Source organism: Oleiharenicola lentus, assembly GCF_051660365.1.
In the GTDB taxonomy this organism is placed as follows: domain Bacteria; phylum Verrucomicrobiota; class Verrucomicrobiia; order Opitutales; family Opitutaceae; genus Lacunisphaera; species Lacunisphaera lenta_A.
In genome coordinates this window covers 1,850,991-1,875,484 of sequence record NZ_JBOZXB010000001.1, presented here as the reverse complement: position 1 = coordinate 1,875,484, position 24,494 = coordinate 1,850,991, and the positions used below count along the sequence as shown (strand labels likewise).

Annotated in this window: 21 protein-coding genes; 11 read left to right on the top strand and 10 right to left on the bottom strand. The window is 59.1% G+C overall.

Annotated elements, in window-relative coordinates; all coding sequences use genetic code 11:
* Nucleotides 1-135 precede the first annotated feature (135 nt).
* Together ACRRQW_RS06865 and holA are read left to right on the top strand one after the other, a co-directional pair.
* The gene (locus tag ACRRQW_RS06865) at nucleotides 136-1,506 is read left to right on the top strand and encodes a TIGR04222 domain-containing membrane protein (protein WP_438480530.1); all 1,371 of its coding nucleotides are present in this window, start codon (nucleotides 136-138) and stop codon (nucleotides 1,504-1,506) included.
* 48 nt (nucleotides 1,507-1,554) lie between these two features.
* The gene (gene holA / locus ACRRQW_RS06860; RefSeq protein ID WP_438480529.1) at nucleotides 1,555-2,667 is read left to right on the top strand and encodes a DNA polymerase III subunit delta; all 1,113 of its coding nucleotides are present in this window, start codon (nucleotides 1,555-1,557) and stop codon (nucleotides 2,665-2,667) included.
* Between the two features lie 287 nt (nucleotides 2,668-2,954).
* On the opposite strand, the gene ACRRQW_RS06855 is transcribed toward holA, so the two are convergent.
* The gene (locus ACRRQW_RS06855; RefSeq protein WP_438480528.1) at nucleotides 2,955-3,647 is read right to left on the bottom strand and encodes a class I SAM-dependent methyltransferase; all 693 of its coding nucleotides are present in this window, start codon (nucleotides 3,645-3,647) and stop codon (nucleotides 2,955-2,957) included.
* A gap of 146 nt (nucleotides 3,648-3,793) precedes the next feature.
* Here ACRRQW_RS06855 and purB point away from each other — a divergent pair, with 146 nt between their 5' ends.
* The 5 genes from purB (at nucleotide 3,794) to ACRRQW_RS06830 (ending at nucleotide 10,347) form a co-directional block, all read left to right on the top strand.
* Entirely contained in the window at nucleotides 3,794-5,233 is a 1,440-nt protein-coding gene (gene purB, locus ACRRQW_RS06850; RefSeq protein WP_438480527.1) for an adenylosuccinate lyase, read from the top strand.
* A 305-nt stretch (nucleotides 5,234-5,538) separates the two neighbouring features.
* On the top strand, nucleotides 5,539-6,783 hold the full coding sequence (locus tag ACRRQW_RS06845) for a 6-phosphofructokinase (protein WP_438480526.1): 1,245 nt from the start codon (nucleotides 5,539-5,541) through the stop codon (nucleotides 6,781-6,783).
* A gap of 368 nt (nucleotides 6,784-7,151) precedes the next feature.
* On the top strand, nucleotides 7,152-7,883 hold the full coding sequence (locus ACRRQW_RS06840; protein WP_438480525.1) for a 3-keto-disaccharide hydrolase: 732 nt from the start codon (nucleotides 7,152-7,154) through the stop codon (nucleotides 7,881-7,883).
* Between the two features lie 16 nt (nucleotides 7,884-7,899).
* Nucleotides 7,900-9,252, top strand: coding sequence for a Gfo/Idh/MocA family protein (locus ACRRQW_RS06835; protein WP_438480524.1), 1,353 nt, complete (start codon nucleotides 7,900-7,902; stop codon nucleotides 9,250-9,252).
* 276 nt (nucleotides 9,253-9,528) lie between these two features.
* Nucleotides 9,529-10,347: a hypothetical protein gene (locus tag ACRRQW_RS06830; RefSeq protein WP_438480523.1), complete on the top strand. Its 819-nt coding sequence runs from the start codon at nucleotides 9,529-9,531 to the stop codon at nucleotides 10,345-10,347.
* 90 nt (nucleotides 10,348-10,437) lie between these two features.
* Here ACRRQW_RS06830 and ACRRQW_RS06825 read toward each other — a convergent pair whose 3' ends face one another.
* The 3 genes from ACRRQW_RS06825 to ACRRQW_RS06815 all read right to left on the bottom strand — a co-directional run bounded on the left by ACRRQW_RS06825 (nucleotide 10,438) and on the right by ACRRQW_RS06815 (nucleotide 12,955).
* Nucleotides 10,438-11,091, bottom strand: coding sequence for a hypothetical protein (locus ACRRQW_RS06825; RefSeq protein WP_438480522.1), 654 nt, complete (start codon nucleotides 11,089-11,091; stop codon nucleotides 10,438-10,440).
* Between the two features lie 143 nt (nucleotides 11,092-11,234).
* On the bottom strand, nucleotides 11,235-11,738 hold the full coding sequence (locus ACRRQW_RS06820) for a YciE/YciF ferroxidase family protein (protein ID WP_438480521.1): 504 nt from the start codon (nucleotides 11,736-11,738) through the stop codon (nucleotides 11,235-11,237).
* Between the two features lie 272 nt (nucleotides 11,739-12,010).
* Nucleotides 12,011-12,955: a hypothetical protein gene (locus tag ACRRQW_RS06815; RefSeq protein ID WP_438480520.1), complete on the bottom strand. Its 945-nt coding sequence runs from the start codon at nucleotides 12,953-12,955 to the stop codon at nucleotides 12,011-12,013.
* A gap of 1,063 nt (nucleotides 12,956-14,018) precedes the next feature.
* Between ACRRQW_RS06815 and ACRRQW_RS06810 the strand changes: the two genes are divergently transcribed.
* Nucleotides 14,019-14,372: a hypothetical protein gene (locus tag ACRRQW_RS06810; protein WP_438480519.1), complete on the top strand. Its 354-nt coding sequence runs from the start codon at nucleotides 14,019-14,021 to the stop codon at nucleotides 14,370-14,372.
* Nucleotides 14,373-14,432: 60 nt separating this feature from the next.
* Here ACRRQW_RS06810 and ACRRQW_RS06805 read toward each other — a convergent pair whose 3' ends face one another.
* From ACRRQW_RS06805 to ACRRQW_RS06790, 4 genes are all read right to left on the bottom strand, one after another.
* Complete coding sequence (locus tag ACRRQW_RS06805) at nucleotides 14,433-14,615, bottom strand: CPXCG motif-containing cysteine-rich protein (protein WP_438480518.1); 183 nt, start codon at nucleotides 14,613-14,615, stop codon at nucleotides 14,433-14,435.
* Nucleotides 14,616-14,648: 33 nt separating this feature from the next.
* Nucleotides 14,649-15,452, bottom strand: coding sequence for an FKBP-type peptidyl-prolyl cis-trans isomerase (locus ACRRQW_RS06800; protein ID WP_438480517.1), 804 nt, complete (start codon nucleotides 15,450-15,452; stop codon nucleotides 14,649-14,651).
* A gap of 67 nt (nucleotides 15,453-15,519) precedes the next feature.
* Nucleotides 15,520-16,026, bottom strand: coding sequence for a hypothetical protein (locus tag ACRRQW_RS06795; protein WP_438480516.1), 507 nt, complete (start codon nucleotides 16,024-16,026; stop codon nucleotides 15,520-15,522).
* A gap of 7 nt (nucleotides 16,027-16,033) precedes the next feature.
* Nucleotides 16,034-16,945, bottom strand: a complete 912-nt coding sequence (locus tag ACRRQW_RS06790; RefSeq protein WP_438480515.1) for a phosphoribosylaminoimidazolesuccinocarboxamide synthase — start codon at nucleotides 16,943-16,945, stop codon at nucleotides 16,034-16,036.
* A gap of 217 nt (nucleotides 16,946-17,162) precedes the next feature.
* Between ACRRQW_RS06790 and ACRRQW_RS06785 the strand changes: the two genes are divergently transcribed.
* Nucleotides 17,163-17,951 (top strand): hypothetical protein, encoded by a 789-nt coding sequence (locus ACRRQW_RS06785; protein WP_438480514.1) that lies wholly within the window; start codon nucleotides 17,163-17,165, stop codon nucleotides 17,949-17,951.
* A 167-nt stretch (nucleotides 17,952-18,118) separates the two neighbouring features.
* On the top strand, nucleotides 18,119-19,801 hold the full coding sequence (locus ACRRQW_RS06780) for an alkaline phosphatase family protein (RefSeq protein ID WP_438480513.1): 1,683 nt from the start codon (nucleotides 18,119-18,121) through the stop codon (nucleotides 19,799-19,801).
* A 1-nt stretch (nucleotide 19,802) separates the two neighbouring features.
* Here the strand turns inward: ACRRQW_RS06780 and ACRRQW_RS06775 are convergent, their stop codons facing one another.
* Nucleotides 19,803-20,642 carry a sugar phosphate isomerase/epimerase family protein gene (locus ACRRQW_RS06775; RefSeq protein WP_438480512.1) on the bottom strand — a complete coding sequence of 280 codons (840 nt, stop codon included), beginning with the start codon at nucleotides 20,640-20,642 and terminating at the stop codon, nucleotides 19,803-19,805.
* A gap of 48 nt (nucleotides 20,643-20,690) precedes the next feature.
* Nucleotides 20,691-22,226, bottom strand: coding sequence for a hypothetical protein (locus ACRRQW_RS06770; protein WP_438480511.1), 1,536 nt, complete (start codon nucleotides 22,224-22,226; stop codon nucleotides 20,691-20,693).
* A 156-nt stretch (nucleotides 22,227-22,382) separates the two neighbouring features.
* Here ACRRQW_RS06770 and ACRRQW_RS06765 point away from each other — a divergent pair, with 156 nt between their 5' ends.
* A complete protein-coding gene (locus ACRRQW_RS06765) occupies nucleotides 22,383-24,314 on the top strand; it encodes an alpha-L-fucosidase (RefSeq protein WP_438480510.1) in 1,932 nt (643 codons plus the stop codon).
* Nucleotides 24,315-24,494: the final 180 nt, after the last annotated feature.

The following is a 24,494-nucleotide window of genomic DNA, read 5'->3' as shown; positions in this document are numbered from 1 at the left end:
GCGTTGTTAAAATTGAGTGGCGGCTGGAATTGAAATCGAGTTTCTCGCTGCGTGCACCACGCGCATTTTAGCGAGAAGCAGCGAGAGTTATGGGCTAAACTCGTTACTTTCGAATTAGACGACCCTGCGTCTGTCTTGAAATTTAGTCACCGGCTTGCGCGGGAAAATGGCTGGAGTCATCGCCACGCGCTGCGCGCAATCGACGAATATAAGCGCTTCGTTTTTCTGGCGATTGAGGCTGGCCACCCCGTTTCTCCTTCCGAAAGTGTAGATCAAGTCTGGCATCTGCACCTCACTTACACGGAATCTTATTGGCAGGAGCTCTGCGGCCGGGTGTTGGAAAGAAGACTGCACCATCGACCCACCAAAGGAGGACGCGAGGAAACCCAACGGTTCGCGGCCATGTATGCTCGCACGCTGGCGAGTTATGAAAAGTTCTTCGGCGCAACGCCGCCCGTGGACATCTGGCCCTCGGCAGAGAACCAGCCGGCGGCCCGGCTGATCAGCCAGCGTTGGGTAGATCTTTCCGCTTACTGGGTTTTCCCCAAAAAACTGGCCGGGCTTGCGGCAGCCTTCGCCGTGTTGGGCGCCGGTGCTCTGGGGTTGGCGGGCTGCCAGCCGGGTCAGGTTAATATTTTCGAGTTAACCGGGACGGGATTTTTGCACCTGTATTTGTGGATGCTGGTGGGCGGGCTGGTCGGCTCGGTGACGTTGCGGTATTATCTCTGTGGACCGCATGGAGACGCTGATAATACGGACCTTCAGGATATTTATGAGATCGCTTATCTGGCTGGGGGAGGTCCGCGGGTGATTCACACGGCGCTGGTCATGCTGTATGATAAAAACGCCGTGGTGCTGAATGCGCGAGATTCGCTGCAGATCAAACGTTCGCCCACGCCGCCTCCGCCAAGTTCTCATGATGTGGAATTATTGGTGTGGGATAGCGTGCCTGAAAACGACGGCTACGCCTCGTTCGATTCCGTGCGCGAAACCATGCAACCCGTGTTCGAACGCATCGCGACCCGGCTGCTGGAAAAGGGCTTGTTTTCTCCAGACACGGATTTTGCGAACAAGGTGGCGATCGCGATTCTCGGGTTGGTCTCCGTGGTGGGGTCGATCAAAGTCGCCGTTGGAATTGTGCGAGACCGACCGGTGGCGCTTTTGGTCATCCTTACGGTGATTGCGTGGATTGTAACCACGTTGCTCTTCCTCTCTTGGAAAAACTCCCGGCGCAGTGGCCGCGGCGGGGCCACCTTGCGTGCACTGCGCAAAAATTTCGCTGCGCGGAGACCGGACTCCCGCCAGCGAACAGGAGCACCGTTGCCGCTGGGTTCTGCCATCAGCCTGTATGGTCTGAGCATTCTTCCGCTTTATCAATTGGGGCACTTGCAAACCTATCTCGGCCCGACTGCTTCTGCCGCGACTTTTGGGGTTGAATCGAGTTGTGGCAGTAGTTGCGGCGGTGGCGGATGTGGAAGCGGCTGTGGCGGGTGCGGTGGCGATTAAGCCCGCGCTTGCCAGCGCGGCGCGATGGGTGCTCAGTTTCGACGGAACATGCCTGCGGCCACCAAATCCTTCACGTTCATCTGCGGACCGGACGACTTCATCGTCAACCGGATCGGCAAGGAACGGTTTGAGGAATTGGCGAAGGAAGCGGGTGCGGACGAATACTCGCGCGAGATCATCAACGGCTTCGCGGCGAACGTGGACGAAGTGGAAACGGCAGTAAATCGTTTCCGCGATTCCGTGCAGACCGTGGCGATGTTTGGCGGCAAACGCGTGGTGTGGTTCAAGGATATCAATTTTCTCGCGGACACCGTGACGGGTCGTTCGGAAGGTGCGCTCAAGCAGGTCGCGGCGCTGCAGGAGCTGCTCGAAAAAGTGAACAGCGACGAAGTCTCGGTGGTCATCACGGCGGCACCGGTGGATCGTCGGCGCGCCTTTGCGAAATGGTGTGAAGCCCACGGCGATTTCACGCTGGCGGGCGGCGATGGTGAATCGGCCGGCGAGGCGTTGGCAGGAGTCGCCCTGGCCGAAGCGAAGGCGATGGGTGTTTCGTTCGAAGCGGGTGCGGTGGAAGTGTTGCTCCAAAAAATCGGGCCCAACACGCGGCTGCTCACCGAGGAGGTGCGCAAACTCGCCACCTATGCGGGCGAGGGCGGCACGATCAAGGAATCCAACGTGGCTGAGCTCACGCCTAATTTTGCCGAGGGCGATTTTTTCGAATCGGCGGAACGGTTTTTTGCGGGCGATTTGCATGGCACGCTCGGCGCGTTGCAGCGGCATTTTTTTGCGGGCGGCGATGCGCGTCCGATCATCAGCGCGTTGCAGAATCGCAACCGCATCCTGATTCAAGTCCGCGTGTTGATCGACAGCGGCGAGTTGCGCGCGCCGGGCCCGTATGGATTCGACAAGGCGGCGTGGGCGAAAGCGCAGGCGGCTTACACGAAACACTTCGGCGGCGATTCCGAGAAGAGCGCGTATAATCTTTTCACGCAAAACCAGTGGTATGTCGGCAAACTCGTCGGCACCGGCAAATTGCCAACGCTGCGCCGGTTGATCGACAACCAGCAGGAATTTCTCGGCGTGTTCGAAGAAATCATCCGCCGTCCGAACGAACAGGAAGTCGTCCTGCGCGACATGGCGGTGCGGTGTCTAACGACGTGAGGTGAGGAATGGGTGAGCGTGCTTGCCGAGAAAGGCGGAGACACGAATTTCACTCATTTCACGAATGAGGGAAAGGCCGCGGGTGGGGCGGTTATCCTTAACGGCTCGGATGTATCAGTGCCGTGAGCGGCCCGCCCGGAGGTCGGGCCCTACCACGAGACGATTTCTCAATTCGTGGGAATTTGTGTAATTCGTGTCTCTTAAGAGAGCGGTTAGCGCCGTTCCGGCCTGCTGGCCGCCGGTGTTTGCCCTAGCCGTCGCTGGGCAAAGGATAGCCGCCCCTACCTTCACTTCACGCCGCCAAAGATCGCATCGGGGAGTTGGCGCCAGAAAACTTCGGGGGCGGCGAAACCGGCTTTTGCGACTAACTCCAATTCGGTGAAAAGCGGTGGGTAATAATCTTCGTGCGCCCAACTCGCGATGTGGGCGTTGGCTTGAGGTTCGTCGATGCCGTGGGTGCCCATGGCGTCGACCCATTGTTGATACGAGAAGTCGCGGAGTTTCCCGTCGGCGGCGATGGCGACGTCGGCGTTGGCGAAAATGCCATCGGGTTTGAGCGCGGCGAAAACGTTTTTATAGATCGCGGCTTTGACCGTGAGGTCTTTCACGTGATGCAACGCGATGCAGGCAACGATGGCGTCGCAGGGCGTGAGCGGATTCGTGAACGATTGCTCGACGTAGCGCACCCGGTCGCCGAAACGCGCGCAGCGTTCGCGGGCGACGCCGAGCATGGCGCGGTCGATGTCCCAGATTTCCACGTCGGCCAACGGCAGGGTTTCTGCGACGGCTTCGGCCAGCGCGCCCGTGCCGCCGCCGAGATCGAGCACGGTGACGCGACGATCGGTGGGCAGGAATTTTTTTAACAATTCCATGTGCGCTGCCCGCATCGCTGCGTAGCCGGGCACGAGTTGACGGATGAGTTTATCGTAGTCGGCGACGTTGAGCTTGAGGTGGCCTTCGACGGAGTGGGACTCGGACATGGGACAAGACAGAGACACGAATTCCACAAATTCCACTAATTTTCTCAAAGGTGACGAGATTCGGAGAATAAGGGAAATTCGTGTCGCCGCGGTTTGACGCGATTTTCCGTTGGCAACACTTCGCGTGGGCTCAAACGTTCGGCGCTGTGAGCCAAACCGCCTCCTCTTCCGAAACGATCCCCAACGTCCTCGCTGACCGCTACGCCTCCGCGGCGATGAAAGCCACGTGGTCGGCCCATGGCCGCATTCTATTGGAACGCGATTTCTGGATCGCGGTGATGAAAGCGCAACGCGATCTCGGGGTCGCGATTCCGGCGGAGGCAATCAAGGATTACGAACGCGTCCGCGATGACGTGAATCTCGCGCGCATCTCCGAACGCGAACGCACTACGCTCCACGACGTGAAGGCGCGCCTTGAGGAATTTTCCGAGCTCGCGAAACACCAGTTCATCCATCTCGGGCTCACGAGTCGCGACCTGACGGAGAATGTCGAACAACTCCAAGTGGCTCGCTCGCTTGAACTCGTGCGGTTCAAGATTGCGGCGGCGTTGAACTTGCTGGCCGGTCGCGCCCGGGAATTTCGCGACGTCATGCTCACGGGCCGCACGCACAACGTTCCCGCGCAACCCACGACCCTCGGCAAACGTTTCGCGATGTTCGGCCAGGAATTGCTCATCGCTCACGCGCGCGTGGACGAACTGATCGCACGTTATCCCGTGCGCGGGCTCAAGGGCGCAGTCGGCACGCAGCTCGACCAACTCACACTGCTGGGTAGCGACGCGACGAAAGTTGAAAAACTTGAAACGCGCATCGTGAAAAACCTCGGCTTCAAGGCGAAGTTCAACGCGGTCGGGCAGGTGTATCCGCGCTCGCTCGATTTCGACACGGTCAGCGCACTGCACCAGGTCGGCGGCGCGGCCGCGAGTTTCGCGACCACGTTGCGTTTGATGGCAGGCACGGGATTGCTCACGGAAGGATTTCAAGAAGGCCAGGTCGGCTCGTCTGCGATGCCGCACAAGGTTAACGCGCGGAATTGCGAGCGCATCTGCGGTTTCTCGACGATCCTCGCGGGCTACGTGACGATGACCGCGAATCTCGCCGGCCACCAATGGAACGAAGGCGATGTGTCGTGCTCGGTCGTGCGCCGCGTGGCGTTGCCGGATGCGTTTTTCGCGATCGATGGCTTGCTCGAGACGTTTCTCACCGTGCTGCGCCAGATGGAAGTGTTCACTGCGGTCATTGCGGCGGAAAACGAGCGCAACCTGCCGTTCCTCGCCACGACCACGATTCTCATGGAAGCGGTGAGAGCCGGCGCCGGCCGCGAGACCGCTCACGAGGCGATCAAGCTCCACGCGCTGGCGGCGGCGAAAGCGATCCGCGGCGGCGGCGAAGCGGATATGATCAACCGCCTCGGAGGCGACAAGCGCGTCGGTCTCAGCAAAAAGAAGCTCCAGGAAATCCTCGCGCAAACCGAGCGCTTCGTCGGTGCCGCGCCGCAACAAGTGGATGCGTTCGTCGCCTCGGTCGCACCGATCGTAAAAAAACAGAAAGGCGCCGCGGAGTATCGTCCGGGAAAGCTGCTTTAAGCTAAATCGCTTTTCAGTTCATTGACGGTAGCGCCCGATCTCCGAGCGGGCCGTTCGCTTGAAATTGTCGGCGGGTAGGGACGGTTATCCTTAACCGCCCTTCGCATCTTTTCAGTTTTCGTAACTTCTTCGGCCTGCCCGGAGGGCAGGCCCTGCCTCACTTGCGTAGGCTAAACTCGGTTACGCATCGGGCCTTTTCCCGCATTTATTCACATGGGGAGAATTGGGTTGCATACCCCTAGGGCGAGGCCTTTCGTTGCCGGTTCTGTTCGTTTCTTTCCCAGCTTTTTAAACCACATCACATCATGGCAGAAGAACTCGTAGGTAATTGTCTCATTAGCCAATCCGGCGGCCCGACCGCGGTCATTAACGCGAGCGTCGCTGGCGTTGTGAATGAAGCGCTCAACAACGAGTGCATCGAAGAAGTCTACGGTTCGCTTAACGGCGTCGTCGGCCTTCTGAACGAAGACTTTGTCGACCTCGCTTCCGAGTCCCAGCAAGCCATTCGTGGCCTCCGCTACACGCCTGGCGCCGCTCTCGGCACCTGCCGCACGAAACTCAAAAAAGACTCCGATACCGCCCGCGTGATCGAAGTCCTCAAGGCGCACAATATCCGCTACTATTTCCATATCGGTGACGCCGACTCGCAAGAGACCGCCGTCAAGATCAGCGAAGCCGCGGCCGCCGCCGGCTACGAACTCCGCGTCATCGGTATTCCGAAGACTGTTGAGAACGATCTTCCCGCGACCGATCACTGCCCCGGTTATGGCAGCGCAGTGAAATTCATCGCGTCCACCGTGAAAGAACTCTCGCTCGACGCTGAGTCCGCCGGCCAGGGCGACATCGTTACCATCATCGAAGTCATGGGCCGCAACACGGGCTGGCTCGCTGCCGGCGCCTCGCTGGCGAAACGCCGCGACATGCCGAACGATCCGCCGCACCTCACCTATCTCCCGGAAGTCCCGTTCACGAATGAAAAGTTCGTCGAAGACGTCCGCCGCATCTTGAAGCGCGAGAAACACTGCGTCGTCGTCGCGGGCGAAGGCCTCGTCGACAAAGACGGCAACTACGTCTCCGTCGAAGGCGCCAACGAAACCCAATTGGGCGGCGTCGGCGAATTCATGAAAGACCTCGTCGAGTCCCAGATCGGTGCGAAAGCCCGCGTGGCCCGCTTCGGTGTCGCCCAGCGCGCCGCCGCTCATCTGTCCTCGAAGACGGACTCCGACGAAGCCTACCTCGTCGGCCAAGCTGCGGTGAAAGCCGCCGTCAACGGCGAGACCGATGTCCTCGTGACGCTCGTGCGTGGCGATGGCGACAACTACACCTGCGAGACCGGTCTTACCGCGCTCGCCGAAGTCGTCGGTAACTTGAAGAAGCTCCCGGCGGAATGGGTGAACGAAGACGGCGTCAGCCTCAACTTCCAGTTCTTCCGCTACGCGACCCCGCTCATCCAGGGCGAAGTCACGATTCCTTACGACAACGGCCTCCCGTCATTCGCGCGACTCGGCAAACAGCCCGTCGACCGCACGCTCGGCGCTTACCAAGCCTGAGTTCGCGAAACAGTTTAAATTCAAAAGCCGATCCGCAAGGGTCGGCTTTTTTTGCGTTAATTTGAGGTAGGGGCGGTTATCTCTAACCGCCCTTATAGTGTGGAGCATTTCGAGCGTGGAGCGATTGACCCGAGGCGCTTTGTTCAATGTGAAAATCAGGAAACACGAACGATCCGAATACTCGCACGTGTTAGCCAACTGGTTCGCCCCACCAACCACTCATGCGCACTGGCACGGTGCTGTGCTGAAATCACATCGTGGTTTGCGTTGTTAACGGCATTACCTACGGTGTCGTTGTCAGCTTACCTCGCGGCGTTTCTCCTTCCCCCAGAAATTCCGTTCATCGTCAGTCCTTACCCTTACTTTCTATGATTAAGCGTTCCTGCCTGTTGTTGCTGCTCACGACTTCACTTTTCGCCGGCGATGCCGCGCTCAACACGCTGACGCCGCAGGAAAAAGCGGCCGGTTGGAAACTGCTCTGGGACGGCCATTCGTCCGCCGGCTGGCGCAGCGCGAAAGGCCCGGCGTTTCCGAAAGGCGGCTGGACGATGAAAGACGGCCTCCTGACCGTCGAAGCTGCGACCGGCAAGGAAAGCGGCAACGGTGGCGATATCATCACTACGGAAAAATATTCAGCGTTCGAGATGACATGGGATTTCCGGCTCACGCCCGGCGCGAACAGCGGCGTGAAATATTACGTCGATCCTGAGATCAACAAAGGCGAGGGCTCCGCGATCGGTCTCGAATACCAACTCCTCGACGACGTGTTGCACCCTGACGCGAAACTTGGCCGCGACGGCAACCGCACGCTCGCGTCGCTTTACGATCTCATCACCGCTTCGAAAGATAAAAAGCCGAACGCGATCGGTGAATGGAATTCCGCGCGGCTTGTTTCCGACGGCAAAAACATCGAGCACTGGCTCAACGGCAAACTCGTGTTGAGCTACACGCGCGGCACGCCGGAATTCCGCGCGCTGGTCGCCGCGAGCAAATACAAAATTTGGCCCAACTTCGGCGAACTGCCCCAAGGCCATATCCTGCTCCAAGACCACGGCAACGAAGTCCAATTTCGGAACATCAAACTGCGTAACCTCAAATAATCCCAGGATCTACCCCATGAACCGCCGCGATTTTCTCCAAAACGTTTCCCTCGCCAGTGCCGGTGTCGCGCTCGGCTCCATTCTTTTGCCCACGCGTTCTTACGCCCGCGTCGTTGGCGCCAATGACAAATTGCGCGTCGGCCTTGTCGGCTTCGCGGATCGCGCGAAGGACACGCTCATCCCTGCGTTCCAGCGCCACGCCGCGCAGTATAACGCCGAGATCGTCGCAGTCTCCGATTTGTGGAATGTGCGTCGCGACGAAGCGGTGGCGTTTTTCAAAAAAGAATACGGCCAGGACATCACCGTGTATCGCAACAATGAGGAGATGTATGAGAAGGCGAAGCTCGATGCCGTCATCGTCGCGACCGCCGATTTCCAGCACGCCAACCATTGCATCGAAGCGATCAAGGCCGGTTGCGATGCCTACATCGAAAAACCGTTTGCCGAGACGATGGTCGACGCACGCGCCGCGTTGAAAGCCGTGCGTGGTTCCGACCGCATCGTGCAAGTCGGCTCGCAACGCCGCAGCGGAAAAAATTACCACGCGGCCCACGATTACCTGCGCTCTGGAAAGTTCGGCGACATCGTATCCGTCGAGATGAGTTGGAATGTGAATCAACCCGGCCGCTGGCGCCGTCCGGCGCTCGTCGCGGGCCTCAAAGAATCCGACGTCGATTGGAAACGTTACCTCATCGGCCGCCCGAGCGATGCGTGGGATCCGCGCAAGTATCTCGAATACCGTTTATTCTGGCCGTATTCGTCCGGTATTCCTGGCCAGTGGATGTGCCACCAGATCGACACCGTGCACTGGTTCACTGGCCTGAAATACCCGCGCAGTGTCACCGCCAACGGCGGCATTTATCAGTGGCAGGACGGCCGCACGAATTTCGACACGCTCACGGCGGTGTTCGATTACGCGCCAGCCCCGACTGCGAAAAAAGGTTTCCAGGTCGTCTACTCGTCGCGCTTCAGCAACTCCGCCGGTGGCATCAAGGAGATCTATTATTCCAACGCGGGCGAACTCAACCTCGACACCAACAAGATCACGCCGAACGGCGGCCTGCGTGCGAAGGAAGCCGAGGCAATGAACATGAAAGCCAATTTGCTCGCGCCGCAAAATCTCGAAGGCGACGCCGGCCCGGCCGCGACGAGCGCCAACACGGGCGTCGACAGCATGACCCTCGCGCACATGGGCAACTGGCTGGACTGCGTCCGCAGCCGCAAAGAGCCCAACGCGCCCGTCGAAGCCGGCTACCAACATTCTGTCGCGTGCATCATGGCCAACGCCGCTACGCGCACCGGCCAGCGCGTGACCTTCGACGAAACCAGCCAGGAAGTCATGGCCGGCGGCAAAGTGTTTCACCTCTGATTCGGCATAGGCACTTGGGGTTTTTATCTGGAAATCAGGAAAGCAGGAACGAACCGATCGTAAGGGAGGGCCCGATCTCCGGGCGGGCCGGGTAGGGGCGGTTTCCATAAGCGCCCTTCATTCGAGAACGGAGGAAGCTCGAACCCACGCGCTGAAGTCAGCGCGCCCGGGTTTCGTGAAAGCCGTGCAATTCGTGTCTCTTGGTTCGTGCCTTCACACTCGACTCTTCCGCGGCCGCATCGCTTCATCGGCGCAATCCCACTTCTCCTCTCCGTTATGAAGACGCTGCTTGGTTTGCTTTTCGTGTCGCTGGTTTGCCTCGCTCCCGCTGCGGAGTTGAAGCCACAGAAAAATATCGCCGCCGGGCGCATCACGCATGACAACGGCCAACCCATCACGGTCGACGTCGACGATTACCTCCTCAGCATCTACGGCGTCAGCGAAGCGGGCGAACGCCTCAGCTATTCACCCGCGGTGAAAAACGGCGCGTTCAAACAGAAGCTCGCGCCCGGTCACTACGCCTTCAACCCCGCGAAGATCAAAGTGCGTTTCGGCGACGCCGTGTTCACATTGCCGCTCCGACCCGTCGGTAAACTCTGGAATAAAAACCAGGACGCCGAGGACGGCATCGTCCAGGACTTCGTGTGGAAAGTCACCGGTGCCGCCGAGACCTATGGCCAACCGCCCAATCCCAACAACGCGACGCACTGGCACGGCCTGAGTCTCGGGATGACGTTTCAAACATGGCGGTCCGACACCAACCAAGCACCGACGGTATTGCCTGAAGGCACGAAATTGATTTTCACGCTTACGCCACTGAGCAAATGCATCGATGGCCGTGAACTCGCGCCGGTTAGTATCGAGCGCGAATGGAAACCGAAAGCGACGTATCCCAACGATCATTTAAACGACCTGCCGCCCGCCAACTACGAGATCACCGGCATCGCCAAACTCCCCGATGGCAGCACGCGCCCCATTCTTTTCCAAGGCCGCGGTCATTACCCGAAGTTCGTAGAAAAAGCTTCCGTCCCGCTGGAGGTGGACAATACCGCGAGCGGCTACTGGACTCAGCTCATGGGCTGGGTAACGAATTGAGCGAACCGTTCTGTGAGGGTGCACTGCACTTCACTAAAACGAATAAACAGCTTCGTCACGCCGCCGTCTTGGCTTGGTTAGCGCCGTCGTTCAACGGCGTGGATTGAAGCGAATGGACGCCATGATGGCTTCGATCTCTGCCTGCGAGACATCGTCGCCAGACTGAGGCGTGAGCGCGAGAATGCTGACTGCCGAGAGTGGCAGGGAATAAAACCAAGCACGCTGATCGAAATTAAACGGCGGCAATTTTTCCACGCCGAGAGTGTAAGCGACCCGATAGTAGCCGAATTTCTTGCCATCGATTTCGGTCAGGACAGGCAATTGCTTCACTTCGATCTCACCTCGCAGAAATTGCCGCATGTTCGTGTAGTGAAGTTCGGAAACCCGCAGGCTGTCGCTCAAACGTTCCTCGCCCAGTGGCAGCAGGTCGATGATGACGGTGGGATTTTGCCCACGATAGGGTTCGGGATATTTGGAAATGACGATGCTCGACGAGCGTGCGTAACGCTTCAAATACATGTCCAAAACCTTGTTTTCATATTCAACGGCGTGACGAGACGCGCGCTGTTGCTTGCCGCTGAGAAAATGCCACTCCGTCGGCTTGGTTACGGCAATGCGCAAGGTCCGATCGTAACGCGTGTGCTCGGAATTTTCCGGAGCCGGTGGCGTCTCAGAACCACGAGTGAAGGGAGTAAGCAGAGAGAACAGAAAGAGCGTCGAGAGAATGTGGGAGGCTAGGCGCATAGAATGAGGCAGAATTCTAACTGAAGTCAGCGTTTCCGGCGAATGAGATCCACGCGTTACTCAGAGTTAGGTTTTCCGGGGAGACGTGTTTTCGATGAAAAAATCCCGGCGGTCTTCCGCCGGGATTGAAATCAATTCGCCGGTTACTCGCTCTCGCTGGCTGACAAGGCTTCTTCGTTAACGATGTCGGATAGTTCGGTGAGCTTTTTGTCGGTGGCGCCTTCTTCGTCGAGGGTTTGCTGGAGGAGTTTCACGACTTTGTCTTCACCCAGTTTTTCGGCGAAGGCGCGGACGGTGCCATAAGCGGCGATTTCGTAATGCTCCACGCGCTGCGCGGAGCCGATGAGAAGCGCGTCACGCAACGCGGACGGCTCGTTTTCCTCAATGCCTTCGCTACCTTCCTCGATGAGTCCTTTCATCGCGGGACAGAGTTTACCTTTGGCTGGCTCACCGAGGAGTTTGAAAACTTGTTCGAGGCGGACGACATGGCCGCGCGTTTCTTCAAGGTGTTTGAGAAAGCCGGCTTTGAGGTCGGGATTCACGGCGGCTTTCGCCATTTTCGGCAGCGCTTTGATGAGCTGCCCTTCGGCATTGTAGAGGTCTTTGATTTCTTCGACGAGGAGTTCTTTGAGTGAGGAGACAGACATGGGAGGGAGGGATGAGGGTTGGCCGACGCGACTGGCGACGGAGGACACACTCTAGCTTATCGCGGTGGGAAAAAAATCCGGCCATTCGCTCATTGGCAGAACGGTAAACGACGCGGGTTACGCGCGGTGATTTCGGAGCGGGCAAATAATTCCCCGATGCGCGCGAGGGAGGAAGTCGTTGCGTGCGTTTCCTTGGGGCGCAAAAAAACGCACCTCCTGCGAGGTGCGTTGAAAAATGTAATCACACGCGACCGTGCGTGATTCGTGATAAGTTAGAGAACAACGGTGCGTTCTTCGCAGCGACGCGCGCATTTCGCACCGTGGCAACCACCGCAACTGGCGGCGATCGCACCAAGCACGAACGCGGCGAAGGCGCAGAAGGAGAAAATCGCGAGCGCATCCGCAGCTTTTTCAGCGGCGACGCGCGCTTTGGCTTCGGCTTGTTCCTTGGCCGCGTTGAGTTCGGCTTTCACGCGGTCGTAGGAGGCGATCCAACCATCCACGGTGCGAGTGGCTTCCGCTTCGCTCGCGCTCGTGTATTCATCGAGCGCCTTGATGGCGGCGGTGCGCTTTTCGGCGCGGCTGGTTTCGTTGATTGGGTTGAACAGGCTGGCGAGGGCGAAACTGATTTCGCGTTTGGCGCGGATGTTCTCATCACGCGGCGCGGTGAGTGCGCGGGTGCCGAGCGCTTCGTCCACGAAACTCGAAACGGTGTCGCCGGATTGTTTCACCGCATCCTTGGCCATGTCGGTTGCACCGCTGGTCATGGCCGCGAGCGGTTTGCCCGTTGCGGAGAGACCGCCGCCGACGATTTTGGAGATGTCGCCCATGATCCAACCGGCGCCTAATGCCACGACCACAATGCCGGCGACCGTGGCGGTGGTCCAAACGAGGAAACCGTGCAGCCACGCGGAAGCGCGAATGCCCGCCGGGGTGAAACGCCCGGCGACCCAGCCGCCGAACCACAACGATAGGACCGCGCTGATGCCGTGGATGATGACGGCGCCCTTGCCGAGATCAGCGACGGGATTTTCATCCGTGATGGGATTGTAGAGCGCGAAGCCGAGGCCCGCCCCGAGGAGAGTGAAGAGAAGTTGCAGCGCAATCGCGGCGCTGATGCCCGCAAAAATTGCCGGCCACGAAACTGAGCGGCAAAAGCGATGGGAGAGATACGTGGGCTTGTCGTAGTCAGGTGAGAGCGGATCAGAGACGTTCATGGGAGTAGTGTTGGTTGGCATGCGAGGTGTGCCGCGAGAGCGGATGATCGTGCCGGACGGAAGGTAGTGATTTACGCGATGCGTGGGCATCAGGCGTTATACCGCGGCATGGGCCAGAGGAGTGGGCTCTTTGTGTTGGGAGAAGTGCGGGCGTGCGCACAGAAAAACGGCGCGATGCCTTCGTCGGCTCGGCCTGATCGGCATGAACGAACGTCTCGCTATGGTCGGCGGCGAACGGACGAGCTAGTCCGTGCCCGGCCGAGGCACCCCGCGCGCGCAGGACTGCGCGCGCTCCTCAACGCCGAAGACACTTTACCATCGTCGGCGAAGCCAAGACCGGACGCGAAGCCGTCGAGATGGAGCGAACAGTCGCTTCCGACGTCGTGTTGATGTATATCGCCATGCCCGTGCTCAACGGCCTGGAGGCCACACGCCAGATCCTCGCAGCCAATCCGAACGAACGGGTCGATGAAAAGTCGGCACTTGCTGCAACCAATTGAAACGCTAACAACAACGCGTGTTCTTTGATGGGGGCCTATAGCTCAACGGTTAGAGCAGAGGACTGGATGTTAATCGGGTCGGCGATCGGGAAACCGGTCGTTAGTCAGGTGTAAATTCGGTGAACGGCCTGCATTCGAGAGAATGCGACCCAACGCCGAGCCAAGCCCGCGTGAAAACGCGGTAAGGTGTAGAGGCCATAATCACCCACCTTCTCCGGCAACGGAATGGTGAAGGCATGGTCCAGACCACGCACGAAATGGTTCGGCGGCGAAAGCCGAAGTGGTATGCATAATCCTTTGGTTCAGGGTTCAAATCCCTGTGGGCCCACCACTAAATTAAGGGGAAACTTTCCTGTGTCTCCCTCGCTTCATGCGACCACTCAACCGGCGTTAAAAAAAATTCTCAAAGGCACATGAGCCCAAGGAAAGACGGAGACCCGCTACGCGGCCACCTTTCATTCCATGACCGGTTATACACTGCAAAGACTTGCCTTAAGAATCCGCCCCGAGCCGTTTGTCATATAATATATGACAAACGCGTTTGATGCTGATTCACTTCAAGAATGAAAAACACCATCCGGAGTGCGGATCTGGCGGGATTTGCTGACCATCTGATCGAAGTGGCTTGGGAAAATTTGCGCAAAGTCGCGCACACGAAAAAGCCTGAGAAGAAACGCAAACCCAGCCTCACGCTTCAACCCGGACCGGACACACCGGTGTGGAACGAACTCGTGAAAAGCGCCGCGCCTTACCTGGCAAAACGTGGACAAAAAGTAAAACTGGCGCGCCTGCTCGGATTGCCGCGTCAGCGCATTCACCAATTGCTCGTTGAAGGGAGCGCCTGCGCCGACGCGGAACGAACGCTGCTGTTGCTGGCGTGGGTTTATGCCCAGCAGACAGGCCAGGAGTGGAGTTGAGGGCCGTGTTTGCCAAACGCGGTTTGTCATATAATATATGACAAACGGTTTGGGTGCGGATTACTCTTCCACGACGTCCAGGGTTTCGATTTCGCCGTCGTCGTTGACTTGAATGGTGACGTTCATGGGGCGGCAGCAGACTTCGCAATCGATGACGAATTCCGCGCTGCCTTCGCTCGCGTCAAACGCGAGGGAGAAGGATTCCCCACAGTGTGGGCAGGAGATGGCGAGGGCGTCTTGCATCACCTGCCGCGATTTAAGTAAACCGGCTGCGAGTTATTTGACTTCGAGCAATTCGACTTCGAAAACCAGCACCGAGTTCGGTGGGATGTCCGCACCCGCGCCGCGCGGGCCGTAGGCGAGGGCGGAAGGAATCGTGAGCTTCCATTTGTCGCCGACGGACATGAGTTGCAGCGCTTCGGTCCAGCCAGGGATGACGCCTTGCACGGCGAATTCGATCGGCTCGTTACGCTCGACGGAGCTGTCGAATACTTTGCCGTCGATCAACGTGCCATGATAGTGGACGCGGACGGTGTTCTCGGCCTTGGGCTTGGCGCCGGTGCCGGCTTTGATGACTTCGTATTGCAGGCCGGAAGCGGTCGTCTTCACGCCGGGTTTGGCTTTGTTCTTGGCGAGGTAAGCCTCGCCGAGCGCGATGTTGGCTTTGCCAGCTTCAGCGGCGGCGGCTTCGGCGCGCTGTTGCATTTCCATGAAGGCGGCCTGGATGTCTTTTTCCTCAAGGCGGAGTTTGCCGCCGGCAAGGGCGTCGTCGATGCCAGCGATGAGGGCGGCGCGATCGACTTTGAAATCTTTTTGTTGGGCAATGCCGGAAGCCATTTTGAAACCCACGCCGTAGCTCACGCGTTGTTCGAGGGATTCAAAGCCAGCGGGCAGGGTGGCAGGAGTTGTGGACGTTGTCGGTGCAGCCGTAGGAGCGGGAGCGGCCGGTTTGTTGGAGGCGGTTTCCATGGATTTTTCTTTTTTGCCGCAAGCGGTTAGGAGCAACGCAGCCGCGATGAGCGCGGTGCCAGCGGTGAGATTACGCGTGAACGAAAGGGAATGGATTGAACGGGTAGTCATGGGTTGAAGTCCACGAACCAAACGCACGAAACGCCGGCTTACAAGAGCGGGATTGCGCGCTTTTGGCTTACTTCGCCGTCGGCGGCGGAGAGAACATCTCGTGGGAAATGGCCATGATCGAGGGAAGCGGGGCTTTGATCCACACGATGAGCAGGCCATTGGCATCGTCGACGATGGCGGTTTCGTTTTCGCCGCAGGTAAAATTGCGGTTCGCGAACGTATATTTTTCTCCCGGCGCGATCTCGCGCAACGTTTTCGAGCCGGCGTAGGGCCGCGTCTGGGTGGCAATAAAATCCTGGGCGAGGTCGGGCGTGAACCGCGCGCGCTTCACCGGCTTGATGCCTTCGGCGATGGATTTGTCCGCGGCATTAAACGTCACGGTGTAGGTGAGCTGGCCGTCGATGGCTTCAATAAACCAGACGCGCACATTCTTGCGGGCGGTGGGCGTGGCGCTGCCGAGGCGTTCTTTCAGCGCCGCGAAACTTTCACCGATCGTGGCATGCGCGATGACGGGCAAGAGGAGGCCCCAAGCAATGACACTGACGAACCGGCGAAATTTGGTTTGGGCCGACATGAACTTGTTAACCGATTAAATTTTTCAGCGCCGCGAGGTATTTGTCGCGCGTGCGTGAAATGACGTCGGCCGGCAAACGTGGCGCGGGGGGCGTCTGGTTCCACTGCAAGGCGAGCAGGTGGTCGCGCACGAATTGTTTGTCGTAGCTCGGCGGCGAGCAGTCGGGACGATATTCGTTAGCCGGCCAGTAACGCGACGAGTCCGGCGTGAGCACTTCGTCGATCAGGAAAAGATTTCCGGCGGCGTCGGTGCCGAACTCGAATTTCGTGTCGGCGAGAATCATGCCGGCTTGTTTCGCACGGTCGTGGCCGAAGCGGTAGAGATCGAGGCTAAGCGCTTTTACTTTTTCGTAGAGCACGGGGCCGATGATGGCGGCTCCCTGAGCGTCGTTGATCGGCTCGTCGTGCTGGCCTTTGGGGGCTTTCGTCGTCGGGGTGAAAATCGGTTCGGGAAGCTTGTCGGCCTGGCGGAGACCGGCGGGGAGTTTAATGCCGCACACTTCGCCGGTCTTTTGATAGGAACTCCAGCCGCTGCCGATGAGGTAGCCGCGGGCCACGCACTCGATGGCGAGCGGTTTGAGTTTTTTCACTACCATGCTACGGAGTTGCAAATCGCGATCCGTAATCCCGCGGCGCGCAAACTCACCGGCTTGATCGGGCAACAAATGATTTGGGATCAGCGGTGCGGTTTGCGCGAACCACCAGTGGCTCATCTGCGTGAGAATCGCGCCTTTGCCGGGAATGCCGTCAGGCAAAATCACGTCGAACGCCGAGAGGCGATCGGTCGCCACGAGCAGCAACGCGTCTCCCAAGTCGAAAATCTCGCGGACTTTTCCGGAGGCGATGCGCGGATACGGAAGGCCGTCGATGGTGGTGACGGCGTGAACGGGCAGTGAATTCTGGATGTCAGCGAAATTCATGGCAGGGAGAACGCGAGGAAACGGCTTGGGACTGAAAAAGTAAAGCTGTGGTCGTGGCACGTCTTTTTCCGCGGGAAGTTGACACCCATAGGGAAGTCTCCCGCTCCGACGCAGGTAGGAATTCGGGCGGATGCGGCCTAGCTTCTTCGCCGCAGAACCTCGCGACAAGGTGGAGCTTTTGAGTCAAGTTGATGACCAAGTTAAGACCACCACACACATGGCTTCCTTCACGTCAGTCACTTCTAAAAAACGCGCCGCGACCCGCCGTCGCACGCTCAAGCCCGCGGCGTTGAGCGTCGCGCGCAAGCGCACGCCGCAAAAGCGTTGGTTCATCCAGCACTGGCGCGCGCTCGCGGCGGTCGTGCTCGTGGCGCTGGGCGTTTCGATTTTCTGGGGGCGCGTAGATTTCGAAACCATTCACGCTAATATTAAAAGCATTCCCGGCGGCTGGGCGTTTTTGGCGATGGTGATTTTGCCGCTCGTCGGTTGTCCGGCCACAGTGGTGAACATCGGAGCGGGCCTGCGTTTCGGGATCGCGGGTGGCTTGCCCCTCGTGGTGCTCGCGATCGTGTTGCACCAATTTCTGGCGTTCGGCCTCGTGCGCTTGATGCCGGGTGTCTTCACCAAACTGGTGGCGCCGATTCGCAAGCGCCTGCCGCAAGCCTCGCACACGTCGCTGACGATTTTTTCGGCCCTGTTGCCGGGCGTCCCTTATTGGATGCAAGTTTATGCGCTGCCGCTGATCGGGGTGCCGTTGCGGACGATTCTGTTGTGCTCGGTGCCGTTTCACACGGTGCGCTCGTTGCTGGCGCTCGTCGGTGCCGGCGTCAGCGATCATCTGAATGCGTGGTGGATCGCGGGTCTGGTGGTTTACGCGGCGGTGTTGCTGACCGCGTGCGCGTGGGCTGGCCGTCGCGTGCAGCAGCAAGTGGCTGAAGCGTCGCGTCGTCGTCGCACCACGAGCAAGGCCACGCGGGAAGTCGCGCTGAGCGGCGCGGGCAAGTAAAGGTGAGGTTTAACGCCGCTCTGCTGGTGCGGTTGAAAAGCGGCGCGCCCTGACGCGTGGCGATCCCGTAGTTTGTTGGGCGGCTGCGTTACAATCTCGCGCCGGAGGCTAAAAGGCCTTGGCTTGTTTCAAGGCAGCGCTCACCGCTGCTAAGAACGCATCTTCTCATGATTTTTCCCAAGATTTTTCTTCGCGCGTGGTTTGGTGGCATTGGATTCGCAATGGGCGCCTTGACCGGGATCAGCGCCGACTCCGCGCCCAAGCCGTCGCTCGTCGTGGCGATCAGCATTGATCAGTTTCGCGCCGATTACCTCACGCGTTTTGGCCAGCACTTCGGGACGGACGGCTTCAATCTGTTTTTGAAACACGGTGCGAATTTCTGCGAGACGCGCTATCGCCACGCGCATACGAAGACTGCGTGCGGTCACTCCGTGATGCTCACGGGCGTGCATGCGGATGTGCATGGCGTCATCGCCAACGACTGGGTGGATCGCCACACGTTCGAAGCCGTCTCGAATGTCGGCGATGCCAGCGTGCGCATCATCGGATTGCCCGCCGCCTCCGGGGTTAAGCCGTATGCGGCGCTCGGCGAGGCCGCGCAGGGACGTTCGCCGAAACGCCTGCTGGCGCCGACCATCGGTGACGAACTCAAAGCCGTGAGCGCGCAGTCGAAGGTCATCGGTATTTCCAACAAAGACCGGGCCGCGATCCTCATGACAGGTGCGCGCGCGGATGCCGCCTACTTCATGGAGAAAGGCCACATGGTGAGCTCGACGTATTACTTTCCCGAGCTTCCCGCGTGGGTGAAGCAATGGAACGCGGCGGAGAAACTGGCGGCGTATTACGGCAAGGTCTGGGATCGCCTCCTCCCGATCGAAGCTTACGCGGTGCAGGGACCTGACGCCGCCGCCGGCGAAGACACCAAGAGTGGCGAGCTCGGCAACACGCTGCCAAAGACGATTACCGGCGGCGAAAGCAGCGCGGGCGATCGCTTCGATGAAGCGCTGAAAAACACCCCGTTTATGAACGACTTGCTTGTCGATTTTGCGAAGAGCGCGATTGAAAGTGAAAAACTCGGGAAGCGTGGCGTGACGGATATTTTATGCGTCAGCTTCTCGGCTAATGATTACATCGGGCATCTTTACGGCCCCGACAGCCACGAGATCATGGACAATGTGGTGCGCATGGATCGCACGCTGGCGGAGTTTTTCAAATACCTCGACGACACGATCGGTCTGAAAAACTGCACGTTGGTGCTCACGGCGGATCACGGAGTCGCCCCGATGCCTGAGCGCCTCGCGGTGAACCAACCTGGCGTGCCTTCGGGACGCAGCTTCGGCAAGGAAACCACGGCCGCTGCCGAGGCCGCCCTGAATAAAACTTACGGCCCGCTCGCCGATGGCAGTAACTGGCTGGTGCGCGACGACGCGTATTTCATCGTTCATCCGAGCGCGCTGCGGGAAAAGAAAGTCGACTCCGCCGCCGCGCAGATCGTCGTGCGCGATGCGTTGCTCACAGTCGAGATGGTGGCGCGCGCTTACACGCGGGCTCAACTCGAAGCCGGTGAGGCGACCGATGAAATCGACCGCATGGCGCTGCGCAGTTTCAACCGCGAGCGCAGCGGCGACGTTTATTTAATCACGAAGCCTTACTACTTCAATAAAGCGACGGGCTCCACGCATGGTTCACCTTACGATTATGATACGCACGTGCCGTTGCTTTGGTATGGCGTCGGCGTGAAGCCGGGCGAGTCACGCGAACGCACGGGCGTCGACGATCTCGCGCCGACGCTCGCGCACATCCTTGGTTTGCCGAAACCGCCGAAGAGCGAAGGTAAAAACCTTTTCTAATTCAGGCGCGCTTCCAGGCTTTCGCGAGTTCGTCGCGTAGCACAATCGCGTCGGGCCACGCGGGAGGCAGGCCGGAGATATTGTAGCCACTGCCGCCGGTGCTGTAAGGCCCGAGCTCGGGGCAGGCGAACATGGTCTTGTCGCGATTGGCTTTGGCGTTTTTCCACAACTTCATCACCGCTTCGACAAACACGAGGTAGGATTTTACCTCGGGCGAGAGCTGCTTTTTATAGGTAACCGGCACCTGACAGTGGTGACCGTTGAACGGCCGGAAGTGGACTTGCTCGCTGTGTTGCAGGAGTTCCGGGTGGTCGAGCAGGCGTTCGGCGTAATTTTTTGGATTGAGGTGCTTGACGACCGAGAGGTGTGAGAAATCAAAATTCATTTTGATCAGGCGCCCAGTCGCAGCGTGATAACGGTCGGCGATCTCGTAGGTTTTTTCCGGCGTCTCGGTGCAAGTATCGCGATGCACTTCGAGCGAAACGACGACTCCGCCGATTTTTTCCGCTTCGCGTTCCATGCGGAGCCAGTGTTTCGCAGCGAGCGCGGGCGGCGTGTCGTGGTCGTCCATCTGGACGTTGATGTGCACCGCGCCGCCTTCCTTTTGATCGCGGATGAGTTTCGCGAAATCATCGGGATTGTCCGACGAAATGAAACCGAGGATGTGCGCCAGGCCGTGTTTCTCCGCGAGGCGGCGATGCTCGGGCGTGACGGCAGTCGTGATGCCGTCGAAGCCGGCGTCGGCGACCGCTTTAATTTTTTTATCGAGCGACCATTCTTTTTTGAGCGAAGGATGACCGACGAGTGTCCAGAGATTGGCGATGTGAGCGATGTGGGGCATGGAGCGAATTAGCTAGCGCGCAAAATCGTCCAAGAGAAGCCGCAAAAATTATTTCAGACGGTCTGCCAGCTGTTTGAAATACAAGCTCTCGGGTTCGACGTGCTGGCCGTGTGATTCCCAATGGCTGTCTGCTCGCGGATGCGCGCCGCCGCTTTTCGGGCCGACGTGACCAACGGCAAAATTTTGCGCGGTGGGCGGCTGCTGGCTGATCAGGGTGCCCCGGGTGTTCCACGCGACGTAATTTGCGCCGGCCCAGCCGTGCCCGCTGCCCATCCATTGCCGGTCCTGAAAAGCGATATCGGATTCGACGTTGTCGTAGAGCCCACCCACTGACCAACGATGATGTGGTTCGCTGGTCGCGTGTTCATCGCGGGAGATTCCATAGACAAATGCGTTCGGCCCGCTGACGCGCGCACCGAGCACGAACGCGTGGCGCGCGCCCTCAGAAACGCAGCGCAGGATCAAGCTGAGTTGGCCTTCAATATAGAACGGATAGCGTCGCCCGCCGTCGATTTTGGAAACTGGCGAGAGACTCGTGGAATCCTGCACCGTGATCCATTTCGCATGTTGGGCGATGATCGCGAGGCCGTGGTAGAAATGCACCGCCGTCACGTCGCGCGCCCAGCAATTTTTCGCGTTATCAAAACTTACCAGGTAAAGCGCATGCGCTTCGTCGGCGGGATACACGCGGCCTTGGCTGTCCTTCCCGGTGATCGTGAAGTCGAATTCGGAATCGCCGCGGAGATTCTCGACTCCAGAGCGCTCGATGCGATTTTCGTCCGTGTAGGGAACGACGCTGCCGCCGCCCCAGCGCTCGTCGAGGGCGCACGGAATCGGCGCATCCACCGTGATACGCTTGCCGTCGATCGCGGTGATGATGCGGTCATAGTTCAAGGTGAATGCAGTCCATTGCTTCGTGGAGGATTCGTTGCCCGGACGACCCGCAATGCGATCCATGCCGATCTCCGAAATCCACGCGCGGTTGCCGACGCGGTCCACATACACGCGGTCGCCAACGCGCAACGCGGAAGCCTCTTCGACCGTAAAACTGCGCGTGCCCACCGGCACGTAACGATCGGTGATCTTGATCGCGTGGCGGGCGGCTCGCTTCGGTTCAGCTGAACCGTGGATCTCGATGAGCGAGCGCTGCTTTTTGCCGGTGGCGAGGAGCACGGTGTCGGTTTCGCGCTGGCCTTCGCCGCGCAACACGACGCCATTCGCGGAGATTTTGAGCGTGCCCGAAACACGAAAGGTGCCTCGCGACAGCACCACCGCGCCGCGGAATCCGTCCGCGTCCAGGGGAAGCTGCGCGACTTCGTCCAATGCGGATTGAATGCGCTTAGTGTCGTCGTCGTTGGCGGAGGAAGCGGTCAGGCGGATTTTTTCCTCCGCGCGCGGCAGCGGCACGCCGCCGCCCCCGTAGCCGCAGTTTGAAAAATCGAGCACCGTGTCGCCGGCTTCGTTGTAGGGAACGTAAACGAGCTTTCCGCTTGGGCCGGCATGCACGAGTTTGCTTTGACTACCCGCTGAAACGAGCGGGAGAAATGCGAGCGCGGCAGCCGTGAGAGGGGCGATAAAATTCATGGTGAGCAAAAAGGGAAAAGAAGGGAACGGCTGGGCCTGCGCTCTGATTATACCGAAACCAAGTGAGCGGCGAGAATGGAGAAACTTGGCGGCGTAATGGACAATCGTCCGACGGGCTTGCGATTTGACCGTGAACGACCCACGAAACGTTACCCCATGAATACGGTCTTTGGTTCTTCCTTGGTTTGCGTGACGGTGCTTTCGCTCGCGGTGATTTCGGTGGCGTGGGCAGGTTTGCCGACGCCGTTGCCTTCGACGGAATTGCCGGCGCAGGACAGTCCCGAAGCGGCGTGGTGGCGCGAGTCGATGCAGACACGCGATGAGCGGCTCGCGTGGTGGCGCGACGCGCGCTTCGGCATGTTTATCCACTGGGGCGTGTATTCCGAACTCGGTAATGAATACCAAGGCAAGCGCGGGGGCGGTTACGCTGAGCACATCCAGCGTGTGCTCAAGATTCCAATTCCCGAATACCGCTCCGAGATCGCCGCGAAATTTAATCCGGCGAAATTCGACGCGGACGCGTGGGTGCGCAGCGCGCGTGACGCGGGCATGGGCTATTTCGTCATCACGGCAAAACACCATGACGGCTTCGCGATGTGGCCGTCGAAAGTGAACGCCTACAATCTTACCGACGCGACGCCGTTTAAGCGCGACCCGATGGCCGAGTTGCGCGAGGCGTGCAAAAAATACGGCCTGAAATTTGGATTCTATTATTCGCACGCGTTCGACTGGGGCGAGAAAGACGGGCCGGGCAACGATTGGGATTATCAAAATCCGGGCGGCGATAAACTGCTCGGTGGACGTGAGTGGTGGCAATCCAGCGGCGGGAGTGCCCGCGTCGACGCCACCGAAGCCGATGCCAACACCGTGGGCGAAAAATCCGCAACGACAGCGGGACGCGCGGATTTTTTGCCGTCGGCGCATCGTTACGTGAACGAGAAAGCCATTCCGCAATTGCAGGAACTCATCGCGATGTATCACCCGGACATCATCTGGTTCGACACGCCACACAAGCTGCCGCCCTCGGAAAACTATCGGATTTTAAAAGCGGTGCGCGCGGCCGGGCCTGACGTCGTCGTCAACGGCCGCCTCGTGCGCGGTTGGGGCGATTATGAATCGACTGCGGATCGGCCCGCGGAATTTTCGCCGCACCCGGGCGACTGGGAAGGCATTCCCACGACCAACGAATCGTATGGTTGGAGTAAATTCGATCTGTCGCACAAATCCGTCGCGCACTTTGTGCAGACGATTGCAAAGGCCTCCGCGCGCGGCGGCAACATGCTCGTCAACATCGGCCCGAGAGGCGATGGCACGTTCGATCCGAAGGACGCGGCGATTCTCCGTGGCATCGGCGCATGGTGGCAGGTGAACGGTGAATCCATTCGCGGAACCACGCGCACGCCGTTGCCTGTGCAGGCGTGGGGTGAATCCACGGTGAGAGGAAGCCAACTTTACCTGCATGTGTTTCGCTGGCCCGTGAACGGTCGGCTCGTGGTGGGCGGGCTGACCAGCACGGTGAAATCCGCGGAGTTGCTGACGAATGCGGGCCGGAAAAAACTGACGGTTGCGCGAATCGATCGGCTAGATGTGAGCATCGAATTGCCAACGGTCGCGCCCAATGAAATCGATTCGGTCATCCTGTTGACCTGCGCGGACGCGCTGCAGGTGGATCACGCGCGCCTGTTGCAACCCGCCTTTGCCTCGGAGGTCTTGCGAGCGTTCGACGGGAATCCGACGGGTGACGTGCGATTTGGGCCGGGCAAAAAAACCGACGATTACGCGATGAACTGGGGTCGACCTGACGGCGCGGTCACCTGGCCGGTGCGGCTGAAGGAAGCTGCGACGTTCGAAGTCTTCGTGAACTACGATGCGCCGACAAGTTCGGTGGGCGGACGCTTTGTCGTTAGCTTTGAGGGCCAAGAATTGCGCGGCGTCGTGCGAGAGGGTGTGCGCCAAACCGTTTCCCTGGGTCGCGTCACGCTCGCACCGGGCAAATTCGATATCCAAGTCGTTGGCGAAGAGATCAAGGGCAGTGAGCTGTTTCGCTTACGTCATGTCGAGCTGCACGCCGTCACGGATAAAAATTAAAACTTGGATCCTTAAGCTTCGATTTGCTTCGGCCTCGTTTCCGAGGCGGAAAGGTCGCAGATCGATGATCGTAGTTCAAAGGAAGCCGAACCCTCGCCGCAGGCAGGAAAAACCGTTTGTCATATATTATATGACAAACGGTTTGGACAAGAAGCGGCGCGATTTTTTGCGAATCGCGGC

Coding starts and splice junctions, on each gene's coding strand:
- holA (WP_438480529.1), top strand. CDS start 1,555: ATGCCTGCGGCCACCAAATCCTTCACGTTCATCTGCGGACCGGACGAC.
- ACRRQW_RS06855 (WP_438480528.1), bottom strand. CDS start 3,647: ATGTCCGAGTCCCACTCCGTCGAAGGCCACCTCAAGCTCAACGTCGCC.
- ACRRQW_RS06845 (WP_438480526.1), top strand. CDS start 5,539: ATGGCAGAAGAACTCGTAGGTAATTGTCTCATTAGCCAATCCGGCGGC.
- ACRRQW_RS06840 (WP_438480525.1), top strand. CDS start 7,152: ATGATTAAGCGTTCCTGCCTGTTGTTGCTGCTCACGACTTCACTTTTC.
- ACRRQW_RS06835 (WP_438480524.1), top strand. CDS start 7,900: ATGAACCGCCGCGATTTTCTCCAAAACGTTTCCCTCGCCAGTGCCGGT.
- ACRRQW_RS06830 (WP_438480523.1), top strand. CDS start 9,529: ATGAAGACGCTGCTTGGTTTGCTTTTCGTGTCGCTGGTTTGCCTCGCT.
- ACRRQW_RS06825 (WP_438480522.1), bottom strand. CDS start 11,091: ATGCGCCTAGCCTCCCACATTCTCTCGACGCTCTTTCTGTTCTCTCTG.
- ACRRQW_RS06820 (WP_438480521.1), bottom strand. CDS start 11,738: ATGTCTGTCTCCTCACTCAAAGAACTCCTCGTCGAAGAAATCAAAGAC.
- ACRRQW_RS06815 (WP_438480520.1), bottom strand. CDS start 12,955: ATGAACGTCTCTGATCCGCTCTCACCTGACTACGACAAGCCCACGTAT.
- ACRRQW_RS06810 (WP_438480519.1), top strand. CDS start 14,019: ATGAAAAACACCATCCGGAGTGCGGATCTGGCGGGATTTGCTGACCAT.
- ACRRQW_RS06805 (WP_438480518.1), bottom strand. CDS start 14,615: ATGCAAGACGCCCTCGCCATCTCCTGCCCACACTGTGGGGAATCCTTC.
- ACRRQW_RS06800 (WP_438480517.1), bottom strand. CDS start 15,452: ATGACTACCCGTTCAATCCATTCCCTTTCGTTCACGCGTAATCTCACC.
- ACRRQW_RS06795 (WP_438480516.1), bottom strand. CDS start 16,026: ATGTCGGCCCAAACCAAATTTCGCCGGTTCGTCAGTGTCATTGCTTGG.
- ACRRQW_RS06790 (WP_438480515.1), bottom strand. CDS start 16,945: ATGAATTTCGCTGACATCCAGAATTCACTGCCCGTTCACGCCGTCACC.
- ACRRQW_RS06785 (WP_438480514.1), top strand. CDS start 17,163: ATGGCTTCCTTCACGTCAGTCACTTCTAAAAAACGCGCCGCGACCCGC.
- ACRRQW_RS06780 (WP_438480513.1), top strand. CDS start 18,119: ATGATTTTTCCCAAGATTTTTCTTCGCGCGTGGTTTGGTGGCATTGGA.
- ACRRQW_RS06775 (WP_438480512.1), bottom strand. CDS start 20,642: ATGCCCCACATCGCTCACATCGCCAATCTCTGGACACTCGTCGGTCAT.
- ACRRQW_RS06770 (WP_438480511.1), bottom strand. CDS start 22,226: ATGAATTTTATCGCCCCTCTCACGGCTGCCGCGCTCGCATTTCTCCCG.
- ACRRQW_RS06765 (WP_438480510.1), top strand. CDS start 22,383: ATGAATACGGTCTTTGGTTCTTCCTTGGTTTGCGTGACGGTGCTTTCG.